Annotated in this window: 13 protein-coding genes; 1 reads left to right on the top strand and 12 read right to left on the bottom strand. The window is 51.7% G+C overall.

Features of this window, described 5'->3' with window-relative positions; all coding sequences use genetic code 11:
- Nucleotides 1-226 precede the first annotated feature (226 nt).
- The 11 genes from ACFQ2I_RS15365 to ACFQ2I_RS15315 form a co-directional block, all read right to left on the bottom strand.
- Nucleotides 227-1,774, bottom strand: coding sequence for an extracellular solute-binding protein (locus ACFQ2I_RS15365; RefSeq protein ID WP_377565525.1), 1,548 nt, complete (start codon nt 1,772-1,774; stop codon nt 227-229).
- A gap of 64 nt (nt 1,775-1,838) precedes the next feature.
- Nucleotides 1,839-2,699 (bottom strand): carbohydrate ABC transporter permease, encoded by an 861-nt coding sequence (locus ACFQ2I_RS15360; protein WP_377565523.1) that lies wholly within the window; start codon nt 2,697-2,699, stop codon nt 1,839-1,841.
- Nucleotides 2,693-3,556, bottom strand: coding sequence for an ABC transporter permease (locus ACFQ2I_RS15355; RefSeq protein ID WP_377566012.1), 864 nt, complete (start codon nt 3,554-3,556; stop codon nt 2,693-2,695). The genes ACFQ2I_RS15360 and ACFQ2I_RS15355 overlap by 7 nt, the downstream gene beginning before the upstream one ends.
- 277 nt (nt 3,557-3,833) lie before the next feature.
- Nucleotides 3,834-5,612, bottom strand: a complete 1,779-nt coding sequence (locus tag ACFQ2I_RS15350) for a cache domain-containing sensor histidine kinase (protein ID WP_377565521.1) — start codon at nt 5,610-5,612, stop codon at nt 3,834-3,836.
- Between the two features lie 24 nt (nt 5,613-5,636).
- Entirely contained in the window at nt 5,637-7,178 is a 1,542-nt protein-coding gene (locus tag ACFQ2I_RS15345) for a response regulator transcription factor (RefSeq protein ID WP_377565518.1), read from the bottom strand.
- Between the two features lie 231 nt (nt 7,179-7,409).
- Nucleotides 7,410-8,468, bottom strand: coding sequence for a M42 family metallopeptidase (locus ACFQ2I_RS15340; protein WP_377566010.1), 1,059 nt, complete (start codon nt 8,466-8,468; stop codon nt 7,410-7,412).
- Nucleotides 8,469-8,784: 316 nt separating this feature from the next.
- Nucleotides 8,785-11,982 (bottom strand): hypothetical protein, encoded by a 3,198-nt coding sequence (locus ACFQ2I_RS15335; RefSeq protein WP_377565515.1) that lies wholly within the window; start codon nt 11,980-11,982, stop codon nt 8,785-8,787.
- A gap of 41 nt (nt 11,983-12,023) precedes the next feature.
- Nucleotides 12,024-12,869: a carbohydrate ABC transporter permease gene (locus ACFQ2I_RS15330; protein ID WP_377565512.1), complete on the bottom strand. Its 846-nt coding sequence runs from the start codon at nt 12,867-12,869 to the stop codon at nt 12,024-12,026.
- A gap of 27 nt (nt 12,870-12,896) precedes the next feature.
- Entirely contained in the window at nt 12,897-13,802 is a 906-nt protein-coding gene (locus tag ACFQ2I_RS15325) for a carbohydrate ABC transporter permease (RefSeq protein ID WP_377565509.1), read from the bottom strand.
- A 129-nt stretch (nt 13,803-13,931) separates the two neighbouring features.
- Entirely contained in the window at nt 13,932-15,338 is a 1,407-nt protein-coding gene (locus tag ACFQ2I_RS15320; protein ID WP_377565506.1) for an extracellular solute-binding protein, read from the bottom strand.
- Nucleotides 15,339-15,460: 122 nt separating this feature from the next.
- A complete protein-coding gene (locus ACFQ2I_RS15315) occupies nt 15,461-16,429 on the bottom strand; it encodes a nucleoside hydrolase (RefSeq protein WP_377565503.1) in 969 nt (322 codons plus the stop codon).
- 207 nt (nt 16,430-16,636) lie between these two features.
- Between ACFQ2I_RS15315 and ACFQ2I_RS15310 the strand changes: the two genes are divergently transcribed.
- Nucleotides 16,637-17,422 (top strand): helix-turn-helix domain-containing protein, encoded by a 786-nt coding sequence (locus ACFQ2I_RS15310; RefSeq protein WP_377565500.1) that lies wholly within the window; start codon nt 16,637-16,639, stop codon nt 17,420-17,422.
- Between the two features lie 10 nt (nt 17,423-17,432).
- On the opposite strand, the gene ACFQ2I_RS15305 is transcribed toward ACFQ2I_RS15310, so the two are convergent.
- A complete protein-coding gene (locus tag ACFQ2I_RS15305) occupies nt 17,433-19,412 on the bottom strand; it encodes a beta-galactosidase trimerization domain-containing protein (protein ID WP_377565497.1) in 1,980 nt (659 codons plus the stop codon).
- Nucleotides 19,413-19,646 lie beyond the last annotated feature (234 nt).

Raw genomic sequence — 19,646 nt, 5'->3', positions numbered from 1 at the left:
ATTACTGGAGCTTATTTCCTCCACGTGCCTTTTATAAACTGAGGGAACTCTGTCACCTTTCTCGTCATGCTTGGAAAATCCGTTGTACAGCAGCACCATATTGTTAATATCGTGACTTGATTCCCCTGTAACATGATAGCCCCGCATGCAATTTGATGTGCATCCCTTATAATAGACATTGGAAAAGAGACCCTTGGCTGTTGTCGCCAAGGGTCTTCCACACGATTTATCCGCCAAAGCCCAGTTGTGCAAGCTGCGCTTTCGCACTCTCCAACAATAATTGATAATTCATCGTCGTCTCTAATGTTTTGAGGAAATCGTCATATTCGCTAAGCGATCGCTTATCGTAAATAAACTTCGCAAGCTCTTCTTCAATATAACGGTCAGCGTCAGCAGGATTATAACCTTCCGGATTGTCTATAAATCCATTTAATGCCTCAATTCGCGGTTGATCACTGGCGAATTGTATCTCTTTCGATTGAAGAGCAAACTTCGTTTGCAAATATTCCATCTCGGGCCGTCCGGTAAATTGATATAACCACGAGTGTCCGACCTCTCCTGCTTTGTCTGTCATCACCGGCTTGCCATCATTAAGCGTAAAGTGAATATCCTGCACCCCGAATTGTACAAGAAGCGATCCGCCTTCCGGATTCGAGATATAATTCAACAGATCAAATATTCGCTGCGGCTTTTCCGGATCTTTCTCGAGCGCTTTCGGAATCGCGAATCGGGCAGGCGTGGCTCCAATATCCCATGAACCGTCATATTGCCCTCCCGGTCCGCTCGGCGGAGCAATCTGCAGCCACTCCGCATTGGGATTCACTGCTTTAATTTGCTCGACGAATTGCTCCTTCGTCATGTTCGGCCAGTCGATATGAACAATGCCCGCTTGGCCTTTAATCGCCTTTTCTTGATGCTGCAGTCCGGTATTAGCCAATAGCTCCGGATCAACCGAGCCCGATAGTATCATTTCCCTAATAAACGCAAGCGTGTCTTTTATTGCAGGGTCATACAATGAATTGACAACCGCACCGTCCTTCACGTAGAAATTGCCCGGCATACCGACGCCAAAGGCTCCGAATACAGGAGCGAAAGCGCCAAATTTTGATCCCGTCAAGCCAAAAGTATCCCGCTTGCCGTTGTCGTCGGGATCATTATTCGTAAAGGCTTCCGCAACAGCTGCCAATTGCTCCACTGTTGTCGGAACGGCCAGTTGCAATTTATCCAGCCAATCTTTGCGAATCCAATAAGTGTTATACGGAATTTGCGAAGATTTGGAGATCGCGAATACTTTCCCATCCACCATTCCCTTCTTGACGCTTTCTTCTCCAATGAAGTCGACCGTTTGCTGAAGCTCATCCATATAGGGGGTTAAGTCAAGCAGAAGTCCTTGTTTGGAAAACTGGATAATCTGCTGACGACTGACCATGAACAAATCAGGAAAATTGCCCGATGCCATACGCACATTTAATTGGTTGGCATAATCATCGCCTGAAGGATATACTGTCAAATTCAGATCTATATTTAACGCTTTATCCAATTCTTTCTTAATCATGTCTTTATCCGGAGACGGCAAGTTATTGCCGGGTTCGATAATTTCAAGCTTTATCGGTTTACTGTTTGAATCGTTACCTGATTCTGCGACGGATTGATTAGGCTGAACAGTGGACAAGTCGCCTGTTTTATTATTACTGGTGCCTCCAGAGCAACCTGCAAGCAAGCCTGACAGAAGCGATACCGACAATAAAATAGCATATACTTTTCTCATCTTCATACCCCTCTCAGATCTGTATCTATTGAACAGGTCCGCATAGCTGGCCAGATCTATGCAGCCTGGATCAACCTTTAATCGATCCCAGCAACATGCCTTTCGTAAAATGCTTCTGGATGAATGGATAAATAACGATAACCGGCAGGCTGGCAATAATGACAGCGGCCATCTGCATCGTCTGAGTCGGCATTATATTTTCTGCGTTCTCAAGAGGCTGCTGGCTTTGCATCAATATCTCTCTGACGACGACCTGCAACGGAAATAATGACCGGTCTGTCACATAAAAGATCGCTTGAAAAAACTCGTTCCAATGACCAACCAGATAAAATAATCCGACCGTCAGCAGTACAGGTATCGAAAGCGGGGTCACGATCTGGAGCAAAATACGGAACTCCTTGGCCCCGTCCATCCTGGCGGATTCAAACAGTTCTTCAGGCAGACCTTCAAAAAAGCTTTTCATAATCAGCACATTAAAACTCCATACAGCGTTAGGTAAAATCATTGCCCATATCGAATCAAGCAGCCCTACAGACTTTACAATGAGATAAGTCGGAATGATCCCCCCGCTAAACAACAAGGTGAAGACGATCATCATAAGAAAAAAATTTCTCCCAGGCAAATTTTTGCGGCTAAGTGGATACGCCATCAACCCCGTCAACACGATATTAACCGCCGTTCCGACAATCGTGATGAACAACGTAACTTGGAAAGCTTGCGGAATATTGGATTCCGTCAGCAATGTTCGATACGCGGTGAACGTAATTTCTTTCGGGATTAATATAAAGCCGCCATTGCGAAGCACTTCACCGAAAGGCGTGATGGATACTGATACGACGAACAGAATCGGCAATATAGCAGACAGCCCGCAAATGCCAAGAATGATGTAAACGATGAGATTGAATAATTTGTCATCCAGGCTTCTTACCATATCCCTTCCCCCCACTTCTTCGCTATTCGATTAGCGGCTAGTACAAGAAATAACCCAATAACTGACTTGAACAGTCCGACCGCCGAAGCCAAGCTGAAATTCAATTGCTGCAATCCGGTCCGATACACCCATGTATCGAGAATATCCGCCACGGGATATACCTGAATATTGTATAAAATATAAATTTGATCAAAGCCTGCATCGAGCAAATGGCCGAGTTTAAGGATAAACAGTAATATGATAATGCTTCGAATCCCCGGCAACGTAATATGCCATATCATGCGCAATCGACTGGCGCCATCTACTTTGGCAGCTTCATATAGAGTAGGGTCGATACCGGCCATTGCCGCCAAATAGATGATCGCTCCCCAGCCAAGGTTTTGCCAAACCTCTGAACCGACCAGAATGCTTCGAAAATACTCCGTAGAAGTCAAAAACGGTATTGAAGTACCGCCGGCCTCTACAATCCATCGATTGATTAACCCGCCATTTTGAGAAAATAACGTCAGCAGAATACCGAATATGATGACCCATGACAAGAAATGCGGCATATAAGTTAAAGTTTGCACAATTGACTTCAGCCAACGCACACGGCATTCGTTCAACAGCACTGCCAGCAGGATCGGAGGCAAGGTGCCCCATAGAAGCTTGTAACAGCTAATCAATATCGTGTTGCTCAACAATTGATTGAAATAAGGAGACTCATAGAAGGATTGAAAATGCTTATACCATGGATTGACCCATGCGCTTCCCGTTATCCCCTCCAGAATGGCGTAATCTTTAAAAGCAATAATGACTCCATACATTGGGAGATACCTGAATACAATAAAGTAGATAACTCCCGGAAGAAGCATCATGTAAAATGCCCGGAACCGCCAGACAGCTCTCAAAACGATTTGCAGTTTCGCTAGTGAAACAGGCTGTATCCGAGGGGATGACTTTACGTTGCTATTTTCTTTCATCATATCCCTCCTATTTGTATGCGCTTTCAATATTTAAGTAAAGTATAAATGGTCTGACGCATCGCCGATATACATAAAAACGTAAAAAGTGTATCAATTTGTGATAAACCCCTCAACCTCATATTGGGCAAAAAGAAAGACTGTCCCGAAGACAGCCATTCTCTTATTTCGATCAATCCCAAATACCCAGATTCTCATCTTTATCCAGAAGAAGCGGAATATCGATGCGTATAACGGTTCCGACACCGAGTCTACTCCCGATGCGCAACCCGTAATGCTCGCCGTGATGAATTCGAATTCTGTCATGTACATTGCGCAATCCGATCCCTGTGAATCTATATCGGGATCGCTCCTGCGCAATCGTGCCGTACAACAGCTTATTGATTTTATCTCTGGACATGCCTATGCCATCATCGCGTACATAAAGCCTGATCATCCCCTTCTCCATCTTTCCTTTAATGGTGATAAGTCCTCCATTATGCGGAGATATCCCATGGAATAAAGCATTTTCGACTAGAGGCTGAAGGGTTAGCTTAAGTATACGATACTGCAGCAGACTTTCATCCAGATCAAGCTTATACGTATACTGGTCCCCATAACGCACTTGTTGAATGTACATATACATGCGCAGACTTTCCAATTCTTCCGCCAACGATACAAATTCGGATTGCTTGTCGAAGCTGAAGCTGAGCAGCTTGACCAATGAGCGGATAGTCTCTCGCACTTCATCAATTTTCTGTTGTTTGGCCAAGCTGCTTATACAACTTAGCGTGTTGTACAGGAAATGAGGCGCGATCTGGCTGCGCAGCATCTTAAGCTCGAACTCCTTCTTCTGCTCCTCGGCCGCCTTCGTTTTTTGCAGCAAATTTTGAATTCTCTCAAGCATAGCGTTATAGCTTTGTGTCAATCTCCCGATCTCATCTCTTCTCGATACCGTAAGTTTCGTAATAATCTGCAAATCATGAAGGCGGTCCATCTTCTCTACAAATCTGCGAATCGGCTTCGTGAAGGAACGGCTAAGCAGATAGGCGCTTATTAATAGTATCGCAACCCAAATAACGACAGCCGTGCGGTAGTTATTGTCCAGCTTTCGTAAATCCTTGTAAAAATAATCCTCCTCTATAAAAGCGGCTAAAGACCAGCCAAGCCGATTAGTCGTCGACCTTACCGCTACCAGCGATTTTGAGGAATCCGCCTGTATACTGCTAACGCCTACTTTAAGAGAAACTAACTGCTCTTGAAAATCGTCTTTAAGCGTTCGCGGATAAGAGCTGGGCTTATAGGGCAGCAGCTTATCGTTAAACTGCAGCCGATTGATGACATTTCCTTCCTTCGTGAATAGCACATAGGACTGATAATTCATAGGGGTGATCTGCATAGAAAGAAGCTCCAGGTTCACCTCCGCCACGGCAACCCCCTTCAGCTCCTTATTGGCATCGGTAATCGGAAGCACATAAGCTAACGTATCGCCGGAAATCGGTGAATTGTAAGGCTCGCTAACGTTAATTCCTCCATAGTTCTGCAGCGCAAGCTTATAGAGCTCCGACAAATACGGATTCCCGATAATCTCATAATAAACTTGGGAACTGGCGTAGACTTTCCCGTCGGCGCGAATGATATATAGCGATTTGGTTATTGAATTGTTATAATCAGCGAATTTGCGCAATGTCTGTAGAGCAATATCTTCCTTGCCATCCTCCAGGATATCGGACTGGGTAGATAGAAGCAGCAGCATATTCTCCACATTATCCAGGTTGGCGTCAATGTATTGATTCGTTCGGCTCACTAACATCTCTGCATCTCTAACGACTTGATTGCGCAGCAAGCTCTCGGACTCGCGAAGATTGTTCCACGCCAGTATCATAACGAGCAGCAACGTCACTGTAAACAAGTAAATAAACTGTTTGGTGGCAAGACCAAGGCTTCCGTACCAATGAAACAGCTTTGTCATCACGCGCTTCCTCCGCATCTGTCGTTAAGTGTTCCTTTTATAATCCGTCGGAGGAACCCCCGTCCAGTTGCGAAACATGACGGTGAAATAACGATAACTGGGAATGCCTACCTCTTCCGCTATTTCATATATTTTCATATTCGTTTGTTTGAGCAATTCCATAGCCTTCTCCATCCGTAATTGTGTAATATACTGTGTAACGGAGACGCCTGTCTCCTCGCGGAACAACCGGCTAACATACTGGGGACTTAAACCGACCTGCTCGGCAATAATCGGCAACGATAGGGGCTGCTTCAAATTGTCTCGAATCCATTGGAGCGCGGAGCGAATCTCGGATCGGGATTGCGACCTCTCGCTCTCTACCTTTACAATAGCTGTGATTAAGCTATCCATCATTTGGGGCAAGCTTCGCACTGCCATTAAATTAGTGATAGTTGGGTTGATTAACTCAGCGTCTCCTTGCAGCTTCAACCACTCTACCAACCAGCCCAGTATGCGCTGCTTAAGCTGCACCGGCTGAATGCGCTGTATGACGCACCAATTGAAAAACTCCGTCTTCAAGCATGCAAGCAAGCTGTCCGCAGACCAAGCAGACTTTCTTAACATCTCGCTTATTTCCTTCACATGCGTATCCGTAATTGGATTCAGAGGATGAGGAAGACCCGAATGAACCTTGTTCCCTTCCAAGCTGTCGTAGAACAGCGCTTCTATCCATGCCGTTGTACCGTCGATGGAATGAACAAGTTCCTCTCCTTTCGCGAACGGCTCGCTTATTACGGCTTGAACGGCATGCGTATACTCATGCGGCCTCTCTGCTCCGCTTATCATCGCATTCAACCTGCTAATCACGTCTTCAATCGTGTTTATAACAGGCTCCTTATCCCAATCTTGTACAATAAAAATAACGAAATATTCCTGCTTTCGAACGGATAACCATGTCAGTCTATCCGAATGAGAAGCCTCAAGCTCTGAAAATAAGCATTGTACACGATGTTTGATCGTCAAATACAACGTGTCCGGAACATCGACAATGAAACGAATCAATTGATACGCGGACCTCCCGTCCAGTTCAAAAGCTTTCCAGTCGGCGTTATTCAATTGTTGTTGATGCAGAAGCTTGCCAAACAATGCTTCTTGCAGTTGTCTTTTTTCAGCTTTCTCACTATCTAATGACTTTCGTTCTCTCTTTATCGCAAGTCTTCCTTTATCCAACACTTGTTTTAACTCGCCATCGTCAATTGCCGCTTTCAAAATGTATTCAAGCGCTCCTAAGCGGAGCGCTTCCTGAGCGTATTGAAATTCACTGTGACAAGTTAAAAGTACAATCTGCACAATGGGATACCGCTTCTTAAGTTCCCGAATAAGCGCGATTCCGTCCATAATCGGCATCGTAATATCTGTGATCACAACATCTGGAACGCAAACTTCTGCGCAAATGCGCAATGCCTCTTCTCCATTGCTGGCTTCGCCAATTAATATGGCATCGCAGTCCTCCCATGGAAACATCCGAAGCTCCTGTCTGAGAGGAAGCTCATCGTCAACTATAAGAACTTTCAGCTTCTTCATCGATATAGAAGCATCCCCTTCCTAATCGTCACACTTATGGAAAACGCTCTCAATTTATCACATATTATAGCCTATGCCCAATGGCTCAGCAACCGGATTGGCTCCTCAAAAAAAGCGCAAGTTCCGAGATGAACATATCCCGAGAACTTACGCTTTTTCTTCATTACTGCCATCCCGTCATGCTCATCGGGGGTGTTCTTTCGTACGAGATCAAGGGGACAGCCCTTCCCGTTATCCCACAATCGTCTCCAGGGCCGAACGATCAGTGTGCTTCACAAGCTGAATCAGCAGCTCCTTCGCTTGCGCGTAATCCTCCGTATGAATGAGGGAAGACGACGTATGCGCATAGCGGGTGCAAATGCCGATGACCGTAGACGGCACGCCGATGCCATGCAGCTGGACACGGCTCGCATCGGTCGTGCCCTTGCCGACATAATACTGATACTTGATGCCGCAGCTGTCCGCGATGTCGGTGACGAATTCCACCAATCCGCGATGCGTGATCATGGCGCCGTCCAGTATGCGCAGCAAGGTGCCGTCGCCGAGCCGGCCGAACGCCGAGCGGTCGCCGGTCGCATCGAATGCCGGGCTGGCATCCAGCACATAGGCGATATCCGGCTGAATGAGCTCGGCCGCCGTATGGGCTCCCTTCAGTCCGACCTCCTCTTGCACCGTCGCTCCCGCATACAGCGTATTCGGCAGCTTCTCATCCTTCAGCGCCTTGAGCAGCTCGATGGCAAGGCCGACGCCGTAGCGGTTGTCCCACGCCTTCGCCATAATCGTGCGGCCATCGGCAAGCGGCGTGAACGGGCATACCGGCACGATCTGCTGTCCCGGCTTAACGCCAAGCTCCATCGCTTGCTCCTTGCTGTAAGCGCCGATGTCAATGAACATCTGCTCCATGTCAACCGTCTTGTCGCGATCCTTGCCGAGCATCGGCGGAGTGGCGATGACGCCGTCCAGCGCCCCGCTTGAAGTGATAACCTGCACTCGCTGTGCAGGGAGCACTCCGTTGTTCCAGCCGCCAAGCGGCGAGAACTTCAGCATGCCATGCGGCGTAATCTGCGTGACCATGAAGCCCACTTCATCCATATGGCCCGCCACCATGATTTTCGGACCGCCTTCTTCTCCCCGGCGAACTCCGAAGATACTGCCGAGCCGGTCTGTTATGATCTCATCGGATACCGGGGCAATCTGCTCCCGGACGAATGCCCGTACTTGGGACTCGAAGCCCGGAGCGCCGGGCAATTCCGTCAATGTTTTGAACAAGGATAACGTCTCTGCATGCATTGGATATCCACTACCTTTCCTTCTGCGGCACAAGCGCTTCCTCTCTCGCAGCTTGTCCGTCCGAATTTCCACACTTCCTCTCTATACTATATCATTCCTTTGTCCAAATCTCAGCCTGACCAACCCGTTATTGCACGAAAAGAAAGCCTCCTCCTCAGCAAAGCCGAAGGACGAAGCCAAGATAAACATATGCGATTAGTTGTCTGAGCCCGCCTGTGGCCGCGATTGCGGGACTGCATTTCAATAAGTCTAAGCACGGTGATGCCTCGGGCTAACTGGATTATATGTCATTCCAAGTGATCCGGGGATATGTCCTTTAATCCAGCTTCGTAACCGTAATATCGTCCACACTCAAGGAACCGCCGTTATGCAGACCCCAGATCAGCTTGTAATCGTCGTACTGATCCAATGTGAAGGTGAAGCTCTTCGTGTAAGGATCGCCTGGCGCATCGATCCAATTGTATACGCCGACATCCTTCGTGATACCGCCCGTTGGTGTGCGGGCCAGGAAGTAGAAGTAGCCATTCGTCCCCGGTGACACAACCGTCTTGGCCTTGAAGCCCACCCGGTATGACGCGCCGGCCTCCAGCACGACCCTGCCGGGATCGCTATACAGGAACTCATACCAGTCCGTCGAAGCGGATGCTCCGCCATACGCGGAATAGTCCCCCGCTATGACACGGTTCGGATCGTCCGTCAACTGCCCGTATGTGCCGGTGAAGCCCGGCAAGTAGTAGCTGTCGCCGAAGCTTCCGCTCTCGAACGTTTCCGTCATCGCGCCCGATACAGCGGGATTGTCCAAGACGAAGATCGCCGTCTCGCCTGCCGCCATATTCAGTTGGAACTGCGTGACCGATGTGCCGATCAGTTCATTGGAGATGATGTTGAACACCGGCGTCGGCTGAGGCAGCTTGATCGTCTTCGTCCCCGCTGCTGCAGCATGGACGCTAATCCATGAAGCGTTCGCTTCCACATTGTCATAGCTGTCGGAATACACATGTACTCCCGCATCCTTATATAGCTTGTTCAGCACAGGCGCAGGAATCGGCGTGGAGCTGACATACACGCTGCGCCAATCGGCCAGATCCTTCACGACGATAGCCGGGCTGCCGTCCTTCACGGAGCTTGCCCATACGCTTGCGCCCGTCGCATCCGCCTGGAACAGCGGGTCCAGCGGCGTATCGCCGTACACTTCAGTTACACCAGGGAACATGCCGGAATCCAATTCATAAGACAATGGCTGCGCTCCGGGCTCGCCCACCTTCGTAATGACAATATCGTCAACCGATAGTCCGCCTCCGTTATGAAGCCCCCAGATGAGACGATAATCGTCGAAGTGCTTCAGTGTGAACGTAAAGCTCTTCTCGTAGGAGGCGCCGGGCGCATCGATCCAGCTATTCACGCCGACATCCTGCGCGACTCCTCCCTCCCCGGTCCTCGCCAGGAAGTAGAAGTAACCGTCCGTCCCCGGCGAAGCCGTCGTCTTGGCCTTGAAGCTCACCTCATAAGTCGCTCCCGCTTCCAGCGCCACTTCACTGTCGTCGCTATACAGGAATTCATACCAGTCTGTCGTTGCGGGTGCTTCGCCATGAACAGAGTAGCTGTCCGATACGACTTCTCCCGCGGCAGATGTGATCTCGCCATAGTTGTTATGCCCTCCTGTGAATGGGCTCGATGCGAAGCTTCCCCCTTCGAAGTCCTCCGTCAGCAGCGGTACGGGATTGGCAATCGGTCCCCCGCCCGCCACAGTCTGCTGTAGAGTAAATCCTGTCAGGCTCTCCATTCGGTCGATCGACAGCCCTTCCCCGGGCTCGCCGACATAGCCGGGCGCCCAGTTCCACACCAGCGTGCGGTCGTTGTCCTTGAGAGACTCGATTGCTGCGCGCTGCTGACCGGTCAACAGGAACGTATCCAGGAAGATGTACACCTTATAGCGGTCCGGAATCCGCCCCTCCACCAAATCCTCGATCAAATAGCGGTCGTAAGGCGCCCCCGCCTTGCTTAGCTCACCTACTCCTTGCGGTCGGCCCACAACAGGGCCTTCATAGAAGTTCGCGGTAACATCCTTGTCTCCTCCCAAATAATAAGCGCTCTGGTTGGATGAGATGACCGCCACTTCGGAATTGCGTTCACGCGGCAGATGCATGGAGTAATCGCCCCAGTGCTTCAGCCGCTTGAATTCGGCGGCAATCTCGGGCGCGTCATGCCATAGTCCGGAGGAATGGTCCATGTACCACATACCGGTCGCATGTGTGACCGCCTGACCGAGCGCCCGCTGCAGAATGCCGAGTGATTCCGCCATATTGGAGGCCAGCACGAACGAAGTGCCCGGCGGCGCAAGATGCGTGCGGTCGTCCGCTTCGTCGATGAACAGCTTATTGTGCAGCGCAAGACTGTCGCTGTACGTGCGCAGCGAGCCGTCCTCTCCCGGCCCCCTTCTCCAGTACGTATGCGGCGAAGTCAACAGATCCACATTCGTAAGGCGGTGAGCGAGCGCCGCCTCCCGATGATGCACCTCCTGCGGCATATACCCCATATCCGGCGTATAACCGTACAGGACGGAGACAATGAGCTGTCCATTGCTCTCATCCTTCACAATGCCGGCGAAGTGGTTGATCGCATCCACCACAGACAACTGGTAAGCCTCGTAATAATCGGATAGCCGCGTCGACAGGGAAGGATCGCGGAACAAGCCGACGTCGCTTGCAGAGCGATCCGCGGCGGTTGGGATCATGACGGACTGGAACGTAACGGATGGATCCCCCCATGCGTTACGCAGCTCGTTCACATCATTCCCGTACTTCGCCTTCACATGCTCGATAAAAGCCAGACGCATCGGCTCGCTCGTATCCGGCAAGTACTCCGAATTCCAGTTATGCCATTCCCCGTACATGCCTGCGGACAGCGTGAAGCCCATCAATTGATTGCGATGCGGACCGTCCAGCAGATGGCGCACCATGGAACGCAGCATCGCTCCCGCCTCATCGCGCCAGAGCTGCGAGGCCATAGAGGCATCGCGCGTCACAGGGTTGGTGCCGGGATCGATCGCGTAGCCTACCGCTTCCGCCGGATTCTGCTGCAGCCACCATTCCGGCGCCCATAGATGCAGCCTTGGCAGCGCGTAGCCGTCCGTTACCCGGCCGGCGAATATATCCATCACGCCGTCTACCGTCGTGAAGTCTTGCTGGTCGGGACCAGTCCAGCCGAGATCCAGGAAGCTGGTCTTCTCGATGAAGGAATACAACTTCACCCCGGCATCCTGGAACACCGCTGCATCCTGTGCAGATATCTCTTGCTCAAACAGAAACATAGGGAACTCCGGCTCGCTGTTCACGAAGAGCGCCGGAGCGCCGTTATGCGTACCGATCTGGAACGTGGGCGGCACCGTTCCTCCACCTTGCCTGTTTTGCACAGCAGCCGCCTCCTTCTGGCTTGCTTCTTCAGCCCATCCTGTTCCGCTTCCCAGTAGTGACATAAGCATCGTCAACATGAGTATCGCCTTCACGCTTCTCATCCGTTGCCTCAACACCTTTCTTCACTTTGATCTTGCATTTACTACCCTTTCAGCCCGCCCATCGCGAAGCCGGATATGAGCTTCTCCTGCAGGAACAGGTAGGCGATCAGAATCGGCAGCACCGCAATCCACATCGCTGCGAACAATACCGTGTAGTTGGCGCTGTACTTCTGCACCTCCACCAGATTGGCAAGCCCTACCGCAATCGTATATTGGCTGGTATCCTGCAGCAGAATGAACGGCTGGAAGTAATCGTTCCATATGCCGATGACCGCGAAGATGCACACCGCCACGATGCCCCCTCTGGCGAGCGGCAGCATAATGAGCAGGAAGACGCGGAAGTGTCCCGCTCCGTCCATGAACGCCGCTTCGGCGTATTCCCAGCTGATTCCCTTGAAGAAGGAATACAAAATAATCATGTTGAATCCGATGCCTCCCGCATAGCCAAGCATAACGCCCAACGGATTGAACAACCCGAGCTGCTGCATAAGCAGATACCACGGGCCGAACGTCCCCACGGTAGGGATAAGGAAGCCTACGATAGCCAGCGCATATACGATATTCGAGCCCTTGAATTTGTACTTCGCCACCACATAAGCCGGCATGGCGGCGCACATGACGGATGTGAACGTGCCGATCGCCGTCATCCATACGCTATTGAAGAAGTACTTGCCGATATTCGCCGACGACCACGCCGACGCGTAATTATCCCAGCGCCATTCCTTCGGCAGCGACCATATGTCCATGAAGAACTCCTGATTGCTCTTGAGCGAGTTGATCAGCATCCATATGAACGGGTAGATCAAGCTGGCCGCATAAGCCATGAACAACAACTGAATGACCGTGCGAAGAGCAAGCTGCCCCAACGTTTTGCGTTCCGAATTCATATCTCCATTCCCCTTCCTGTCCACGCTCTAGAACTCCGACGTCTCATACCGTTCCGTCAACCACTTGATGCTCCATACGACGACAAATCCGAGCAGCGCGAAGATCATGCCGTACGCCGCCGCCAGTCCGTAGGAATTCTTCTCCACGACAAGCCGGTACATCTCCAGCGCCACAGTCGTGGAAGAGCTGAACGGTCCGCCGTTCGTCAGCAAGAGCGGCTGCAGGAAGATGGTGAAGGCGCCGCTCGTCCCCAGTATAAGCAGGGTCGATATCGCCGGCCAGGCGGATGGAACCACGATGCTGAACAGCTCCTTCCAGAAGCCGATGCCGTCCAGCTTGCCGACCTCGAAGAAGTCCGTCGGGATGCGCTGCAGCGAGCCGGTAATGATGACATTGTTCCAGCCGATCGTCACCCATACATAGAATACGAATACGGAGAGAAGCGCCGTCTTCGTATCGCCCAGCCACGCCCGCTGCCACTCCTCCAGACCCAGCAGGCCCAGCAGTCCATTGACAATTCCTTGCGTCGGATTGAGCGAGAAGGAGAACACCATCGTAATGACCACAATGGAGATGATGGAGGGAAAGAAGTACACGACTCGGTAGAATCGCGCAAAAGGCAGCCTCCGGTGCAAAATGAGCGCCACGACAAAGGAAATCGCCAGCGTCATGAGATTGACGGGAATGAACAGCAGGCTGTTCTTGATCGCGGAGATCCATACGACATCGTTCGCCATTCCTTTGAACGCGGACACATAGTTGTCGAAGCCGACCCACGTCCGCTTGCCTGTAAGCGGATTCCAAAATTGAAAGGAATAGAGCAGCGTCTGGATCTGCAGGTAAAGCCCGAACACACCATAATGCAGCAGCGGCCATGCCAGCATAACTGCAATGAATATGCCTCGTTTCGTAATGGGGAGTTTCATAAGCATTCTGTATCCTTTCTTGTGATGCTGATGCTAATGTCGGTGCCGGAGAAGGATGTGGCTAGAATGGACGGAGAAGGACCAGCGCCTGCACTATCCAGACCTGATCCTTCCTCTCCCTCTTCCCTCTACCCGCTACTGCGTGTTCAGAAGCTTCTGCTTTTCCTTCCACTTGTCGGGAGACAGCTTCATATTCGCTTCTACAACCTCGTCTACCGTCTTGCTGCCGGAAGCGATTGCCGAATAGGCGTCGATGCCCGGGCTTTCTTCCAACGCTTGCGGCTTGTATACGAGCGCAATCGTCTTGTACGTATTCGTCGCTTCCAGCACGCTCTTCGTGAAGTCGCTGATCGGCAAGCCATCGACAGAGTAGGTGAACGCACGGGATGATCCCGTCAGCTCCGTGAACTTGCGGTTGGCTTCCTCCGTAGACGTGAACAGCAGGAACTTCTTCGCCCACTCCTGATGTTTGGAAGCGCTTGGAATACCGCCGAAGCCGGATGTCAGCGACTCGATGACAGGTTCCTTCACGACAGCGTCCGCTGCTGGAGGAATCGGCATCATGCGCATGCTGAAGCCTTCCGGCAGAGCATCCTTCATTTCATTCTCCAGCCATTCGCCGTTCAGAATCATAGCCGCCTTGCCGCGCAGGAACTCCATCTGCGATTCCGTATGGTTCAGCGCCAGCGTCCCCTTCAGCATCCAGTCCTCCTGGATCATCTGCTCCAGCAAGCCATATGCCCGCTTGAAGCCGGCATGCTCATAGAGCGACGGAATATCCTCCTCGGACGGATTCGTCAGCTTCTCGATGAATTCCGGACCGCCGTATTGCAGATATGCCGCATGACCGAACGGGAACAGATACATTGGGTATTGGCCGGGATAGGTGAACGGAGCGATTCCCTTCGCCTTGATCTGCTCCACCAGCTCCTCCATCTCTTCCCACGTCTCGGGATACGTCCAGCCGTTCTCCTCGAACATCTTCACATTGTAGATAATGCCTTGCGTCAACTTCGTCCACGGCACGCCATAACGCTTGCCGAATACATCCATCGCATTGTCGGTGGAATCCGTAATCGTCCCGGCAATCGTCTTGCCGTCCGCGAGCGGTTCCTGATACAGATCGGTAATGTCCGTGAGTAGGCCGGCAGGTCCCCACTTGCGCATGAGAGAATCGTCAACGAATACAATATCCGGCACATTCGTGCCCGATTCCATCCGCGGCTGGATAATTTCATTCATCTTCGGATTGCCCTCCAGCTCGATCGTCACATGCTCATATTGCTGCTCGAACTGTTCCTTCAACCATACGAACCAGGAGTCGCCATAGCCGCCCTGGAAGAAAGAAACTCTAAGCGTCACCGGCTCCTCCTTCTGGGCCGACTCGCCGTCGCTATTGCCTCCGGCGTTGTCCGTCGCTCCCGTATTGCCGCCTTTTCCATTGTTGCCGTTGTTGCCATTGTTGCCGTTGCCGGAGCAGCCCGCCAATACGGCGAACACCATGATGACAGCCAGCGTCATTTTGAATAATTGAAGCTTCATATCGATATCCTCCCTTTTCGTTAAGAACCCCTTTATCTGTACATGCCTTACTGCCTGCGCTCGGACAGCCGTTCAAGCCGCCCCAAGGTTGAAGCTATTCCTGTCGGGCCAAGTGCCCCAATCTAAGCTTCACCTCCTTCAAAAGCGCGTGCCGCAATCTCAGAAACCGTTTTCATATCGGCTGCTTCAAATGTCTCCTCCAGCACCCTCTCTCGGAACATCGTCATCAACCTCTTATGGTCGACATCTACACATACGTGCACATTCGGCTCCCCCTCCTGCACTTCGCCGAAATGCGGCTTCAAGCTGAACGTCATCCCCCTCGTATGCTCGCCCTTCGTCTCCACCTGCACCCGCTTCCACTCCGTCCGGACAAAGCTGCGGTCAATGAGAATGGCAAGCGGTATCGCATCGAACATAATGATTGGCCTGTTGACGCCGACAGCCTTCCAGCGCTTCACCAGCACGGCCAAATAGCGCGACTGCTCCGTATTCGTAGCTTGCAATGTAGCAATTACCTCATCCGTATCGCATGCCAGCTCCAGACATACCTCCAGGCCCGCCGCAGTAATGGGAATCCCGGACCGGAACAGCACGTCCGCCGCTTCCGGATCGCTTACAATATTGCACTCTTTGTAATGCGCTTCATATTCGCCGCCCATAATAATTATTTCTTTTACATTTTTAGAAAATTCAGGTGATCTCGTTATAGCCAATGCTACATTCGTCATGGCGCCGATCGCCATCACGCTGATCCGCCCCGGCGCGGCATTGACCAGCCTGATCATCAGATCGGCTCCGTCTTCCTCCGCTTCCGTTCCATAATGCGCCAGTTCATCCCCGTATTGGTTGGGCGGCTCCTCATACCGCCATTGCCCGGACAGAGGCAATGCAGCTCCCGCCGCTACGGGAATATGGCCCATTCCGTTCAGCACGAGCAGCGCACGCGCAATGCTTGCCCGCTTCTCCGGCTGCTGTCCGACCGTCGTCACTCCGACAAGCCGAATCTCGGGAGAGCGTGCGGCCATGGCCAGGGTAAGCAGGTCGTCGATGTCCCCGCCGATATCCGTATCCACAATCACTTCTGTCATAACCTGCTTCAGCATCCTTTCAGGGACCTAACAACACAATAAATAATAATTATAAATTATTGCAGGACCAAATAATGATAGTTTCATGAATTATTATTGAAATAACTCATGAATCCATCATATAGTTAATGAAAAGGCTTATCTATAACAGACTGGCTAATTTCTATCACGCAATGGACATGAAGATGGAAGGAAGGATGAGTTGCGATGAACTTCAATCTGAACTTTCTGCAGTTTTATCACCTGTCCCAGGCAGCTTCTCCGGGCATGCACAAGCATGGCTGCTTCGAGCTTGTCTATTACCGTAAGGGCTCCGGCTACACGCATATCGGAGATACCCGGTACGAATACGCTCCGCGCACGTTCGCCATCATCCGCCCCCATACGCCGCATGACGAGAAGCGTTATACGGATACGGAGGTGTTCTTCATCGGATTCGAATACGACGATATTCCCGTCAACTTGCCAAGCGGCATCTACCACGATGACGAGCACAGAACGATATGGCAGTTGCTACAAGCGATGAAGAAGGAATTCATGGAGAAGCGCAGCTTCCATTCGCTGCAGTTGAATCTGATCGGGGGACAGCTGCTGCTGGAGGTATGCCGCCTGCCGCAGGTCAGCATGGACGACTTGGAGAAGGAGGATCGCATGATCTACGCCCTCAATTATATGAAGGAGAATTACATGCACAGCATTGACTTGCACAATCTGGCGCATCTGTCCGGCTACAGCTTCGACCGCTTTCGACACGCCTTCAAAGAAAGAACGGGGCTTTCGCCCCGTAACTATATGATTATGAAGCGGCTGGAGCGCTCGCTGGAGCTGCTGTCCACCACGCGGATGAAGATTTCCGCCATTGCCGTGGAATGCGGCTTCTCGACACCCTCGCAATTCAGCGCCATGTTCCATCAGATGACCGGCATGACGCCGAAGGCATACCGGCAAGACCCGTCAGCTCTGCCCGCCAAGCCGATCTTTGCCGAGGATTAGCGATTATCTTCTACGTCTCCAGTACGATCATCTGATGGCATTCCAGCTTCGGCAGCGTGTAGCTGACTCGCCCTTCCGCATCCTGCACATAGGGCAGCTCCGTCATCTCCGGCGCTAAGTAGATGCGCTTCGCCTCCGCAGGAAGCTTGACCTCCACCTCAATGTTGTAGAGCGGAACGATATCTTCGATCACCTCGACGCCATCGCCGCGCTTGACGGGAACCGCATAGAGCAAGTGGTTCACATAACGCCGCTCCTCCTGCTGCTCCATTAAGGTCGCGATGCCTTGCGCCGGCAGCGAGGCGCGAAGGCTCTTCTCTGCGCCAAGCAGCAGGTCCAACGCATGCACGACGACTTCCTTCAGCGCCAGACTCCCCTTCGTCGCGTAATCTTCGAACACGCTCCATGCGATATAGATGCCGCCCGCACTCTCCACCATGCCCGCGCCGTCGTTCCGCTTCGCGCTTGGCGTATGCTGGTGGGAGCAGAAGGTGATGCCCTCCCTGTTGAAATACGGAAATTCCCGGTATCCAAGAACGTTGCTTCCGGCAGCGGGCTCTACGATATGCCCTTCGGAGTAGAAGACGAATGAAGCCGACGGCAAGCTTTTCAGTGAGAAAGAAGGACAGAAATATTCCGGATTATAAGCGCTCGGCCCTACATAGCGGACTCCGAGGTCAATAGCGAAGGCTGTCCCCTCCTTATTCAAGCCCGACGAGCCTGTAGCGAGAAGCTTGCCTCCTCCAGCCGTGAAGGCATTCAACTTGTCCGCCAATGCATCCGAGATTGTAATCCGGTCCGGCAGGATGAGTACCTTATAAGCGCCGAAGTCGCTCTCCATATCTACCACATCGAACAAATAATGTCCTTCAAGCAGCATTCTGATCGCCCCTGTATCCGACGCGCCGGTGCGATCCTCTTGAGATTCCGCCCCCTGGGATATAATGGATTCGACAGACAGAAGGGCAGTGTCGGCCACGTTGCGGGCTGCCGTGCACCATGCTTCCTTCTTCTCCACTTCGCCGTAGGCTTCGCCAATAATGCTATACGTAGCGGGATCCATAAGCCCTTCCGGATGAAGCTGATCGCCGATTGAGCAGCGCGCTCCGTTAGCAATGCTCAGCGCCGTCTCATATCTCAATGCTGCAGGATGCTTATATCCTCCGAACTCTCCCCATGTCGTATGGAATTTACCCGTCATTCCCAGGTAATCCATGCCCATCCCTTGCGCATAACGCGCAGACAGCGGGAAGTGGTCATAACCCCAGCCGCCTGTCGGCAGTGACTCCAGCTCCAGATGAGAGTTCATCGCCGCGAGATCGCGTCGTCCACGACGGATGTGGCCGCCATTATGGAATACAGGCAGTCCCGGCTTGATGGCGTCAACCCTCTCTCTGACGCGACGCGTATAATTCGCGTACACCCGCTCCCCATGCTTCACTTGGACGTCCGGGTCCAATGGATCGTTGCCCGCGGATCGGATCGTCTCCAGGCAGCTGTGGCAGAAGCAACGTCTGACGCCTACAATATCGAGGAAGATGCCGTCCGCATCGTAGCGCTGCACAACCTCTTCGATCTGGTTCAGTAGAATATCCAGATAAGGCGTGTTCATGCAGAACTGGTGGTAGCCCGGCTTCAGGAAGCTGTTTACCCAGTTGGTCCGGTCCTGCTCGTCGCGGTTGAGCCATTCCGGATGCCTTCTGGCCAGCTTCTCGTCGAGCCCTGCTGACAGGTAGACCGGAGTCTTCACATCGATCTCGTGCGCCGCTTCAATCATCGCTCCCAGTAGATCGAAGTCAAGATGCGGATGCATCTCATTCGCTTCGGAAGGATGGTAAGCCCATCCGTGATGACATTTTGAGAACACGGTGATGGAATCCACATGTCCCCGCTTCAGCATGTCCTGGAATTGCGTCTTGGAGAAATCCTTGCCAATCCCCTCTACCGCCTCGGAAGTATGGAAATCCAAATGAATCTGTCTGAATCGCATATTGAACCGACTCCTTTAACTGATGTAATGCCCTCAGTTTATAGGAATTGACCTGGCCTTCGACAGTTATAGAATCGACTATCTATAGCACAATACCGACCCCTTTTTTTTCTTAGGACATGGCCATCACGGCATTTACGGACTTGCGGTCGTATTTTTTTCACAGCTCCCCCCCCCTTTGCCCTACACTTCCGCAATGATATGATAGAGCTTAGTGAGACGATACAAGGAGAG

Source organism: Paenibacillus chungangensis, from assembly GCF_042675905.1.
GTDB lineage: Bacteria > Bacillota > Bacilli > Paenibacillales > Paenibacillaceae > Pristimantibacillus > Pristimantibacillus chungangensis.
Note: the sequence above shows the minus strand (reverse complement) of the source record. Positions and strands in the feature narration are given on the sequence as shown.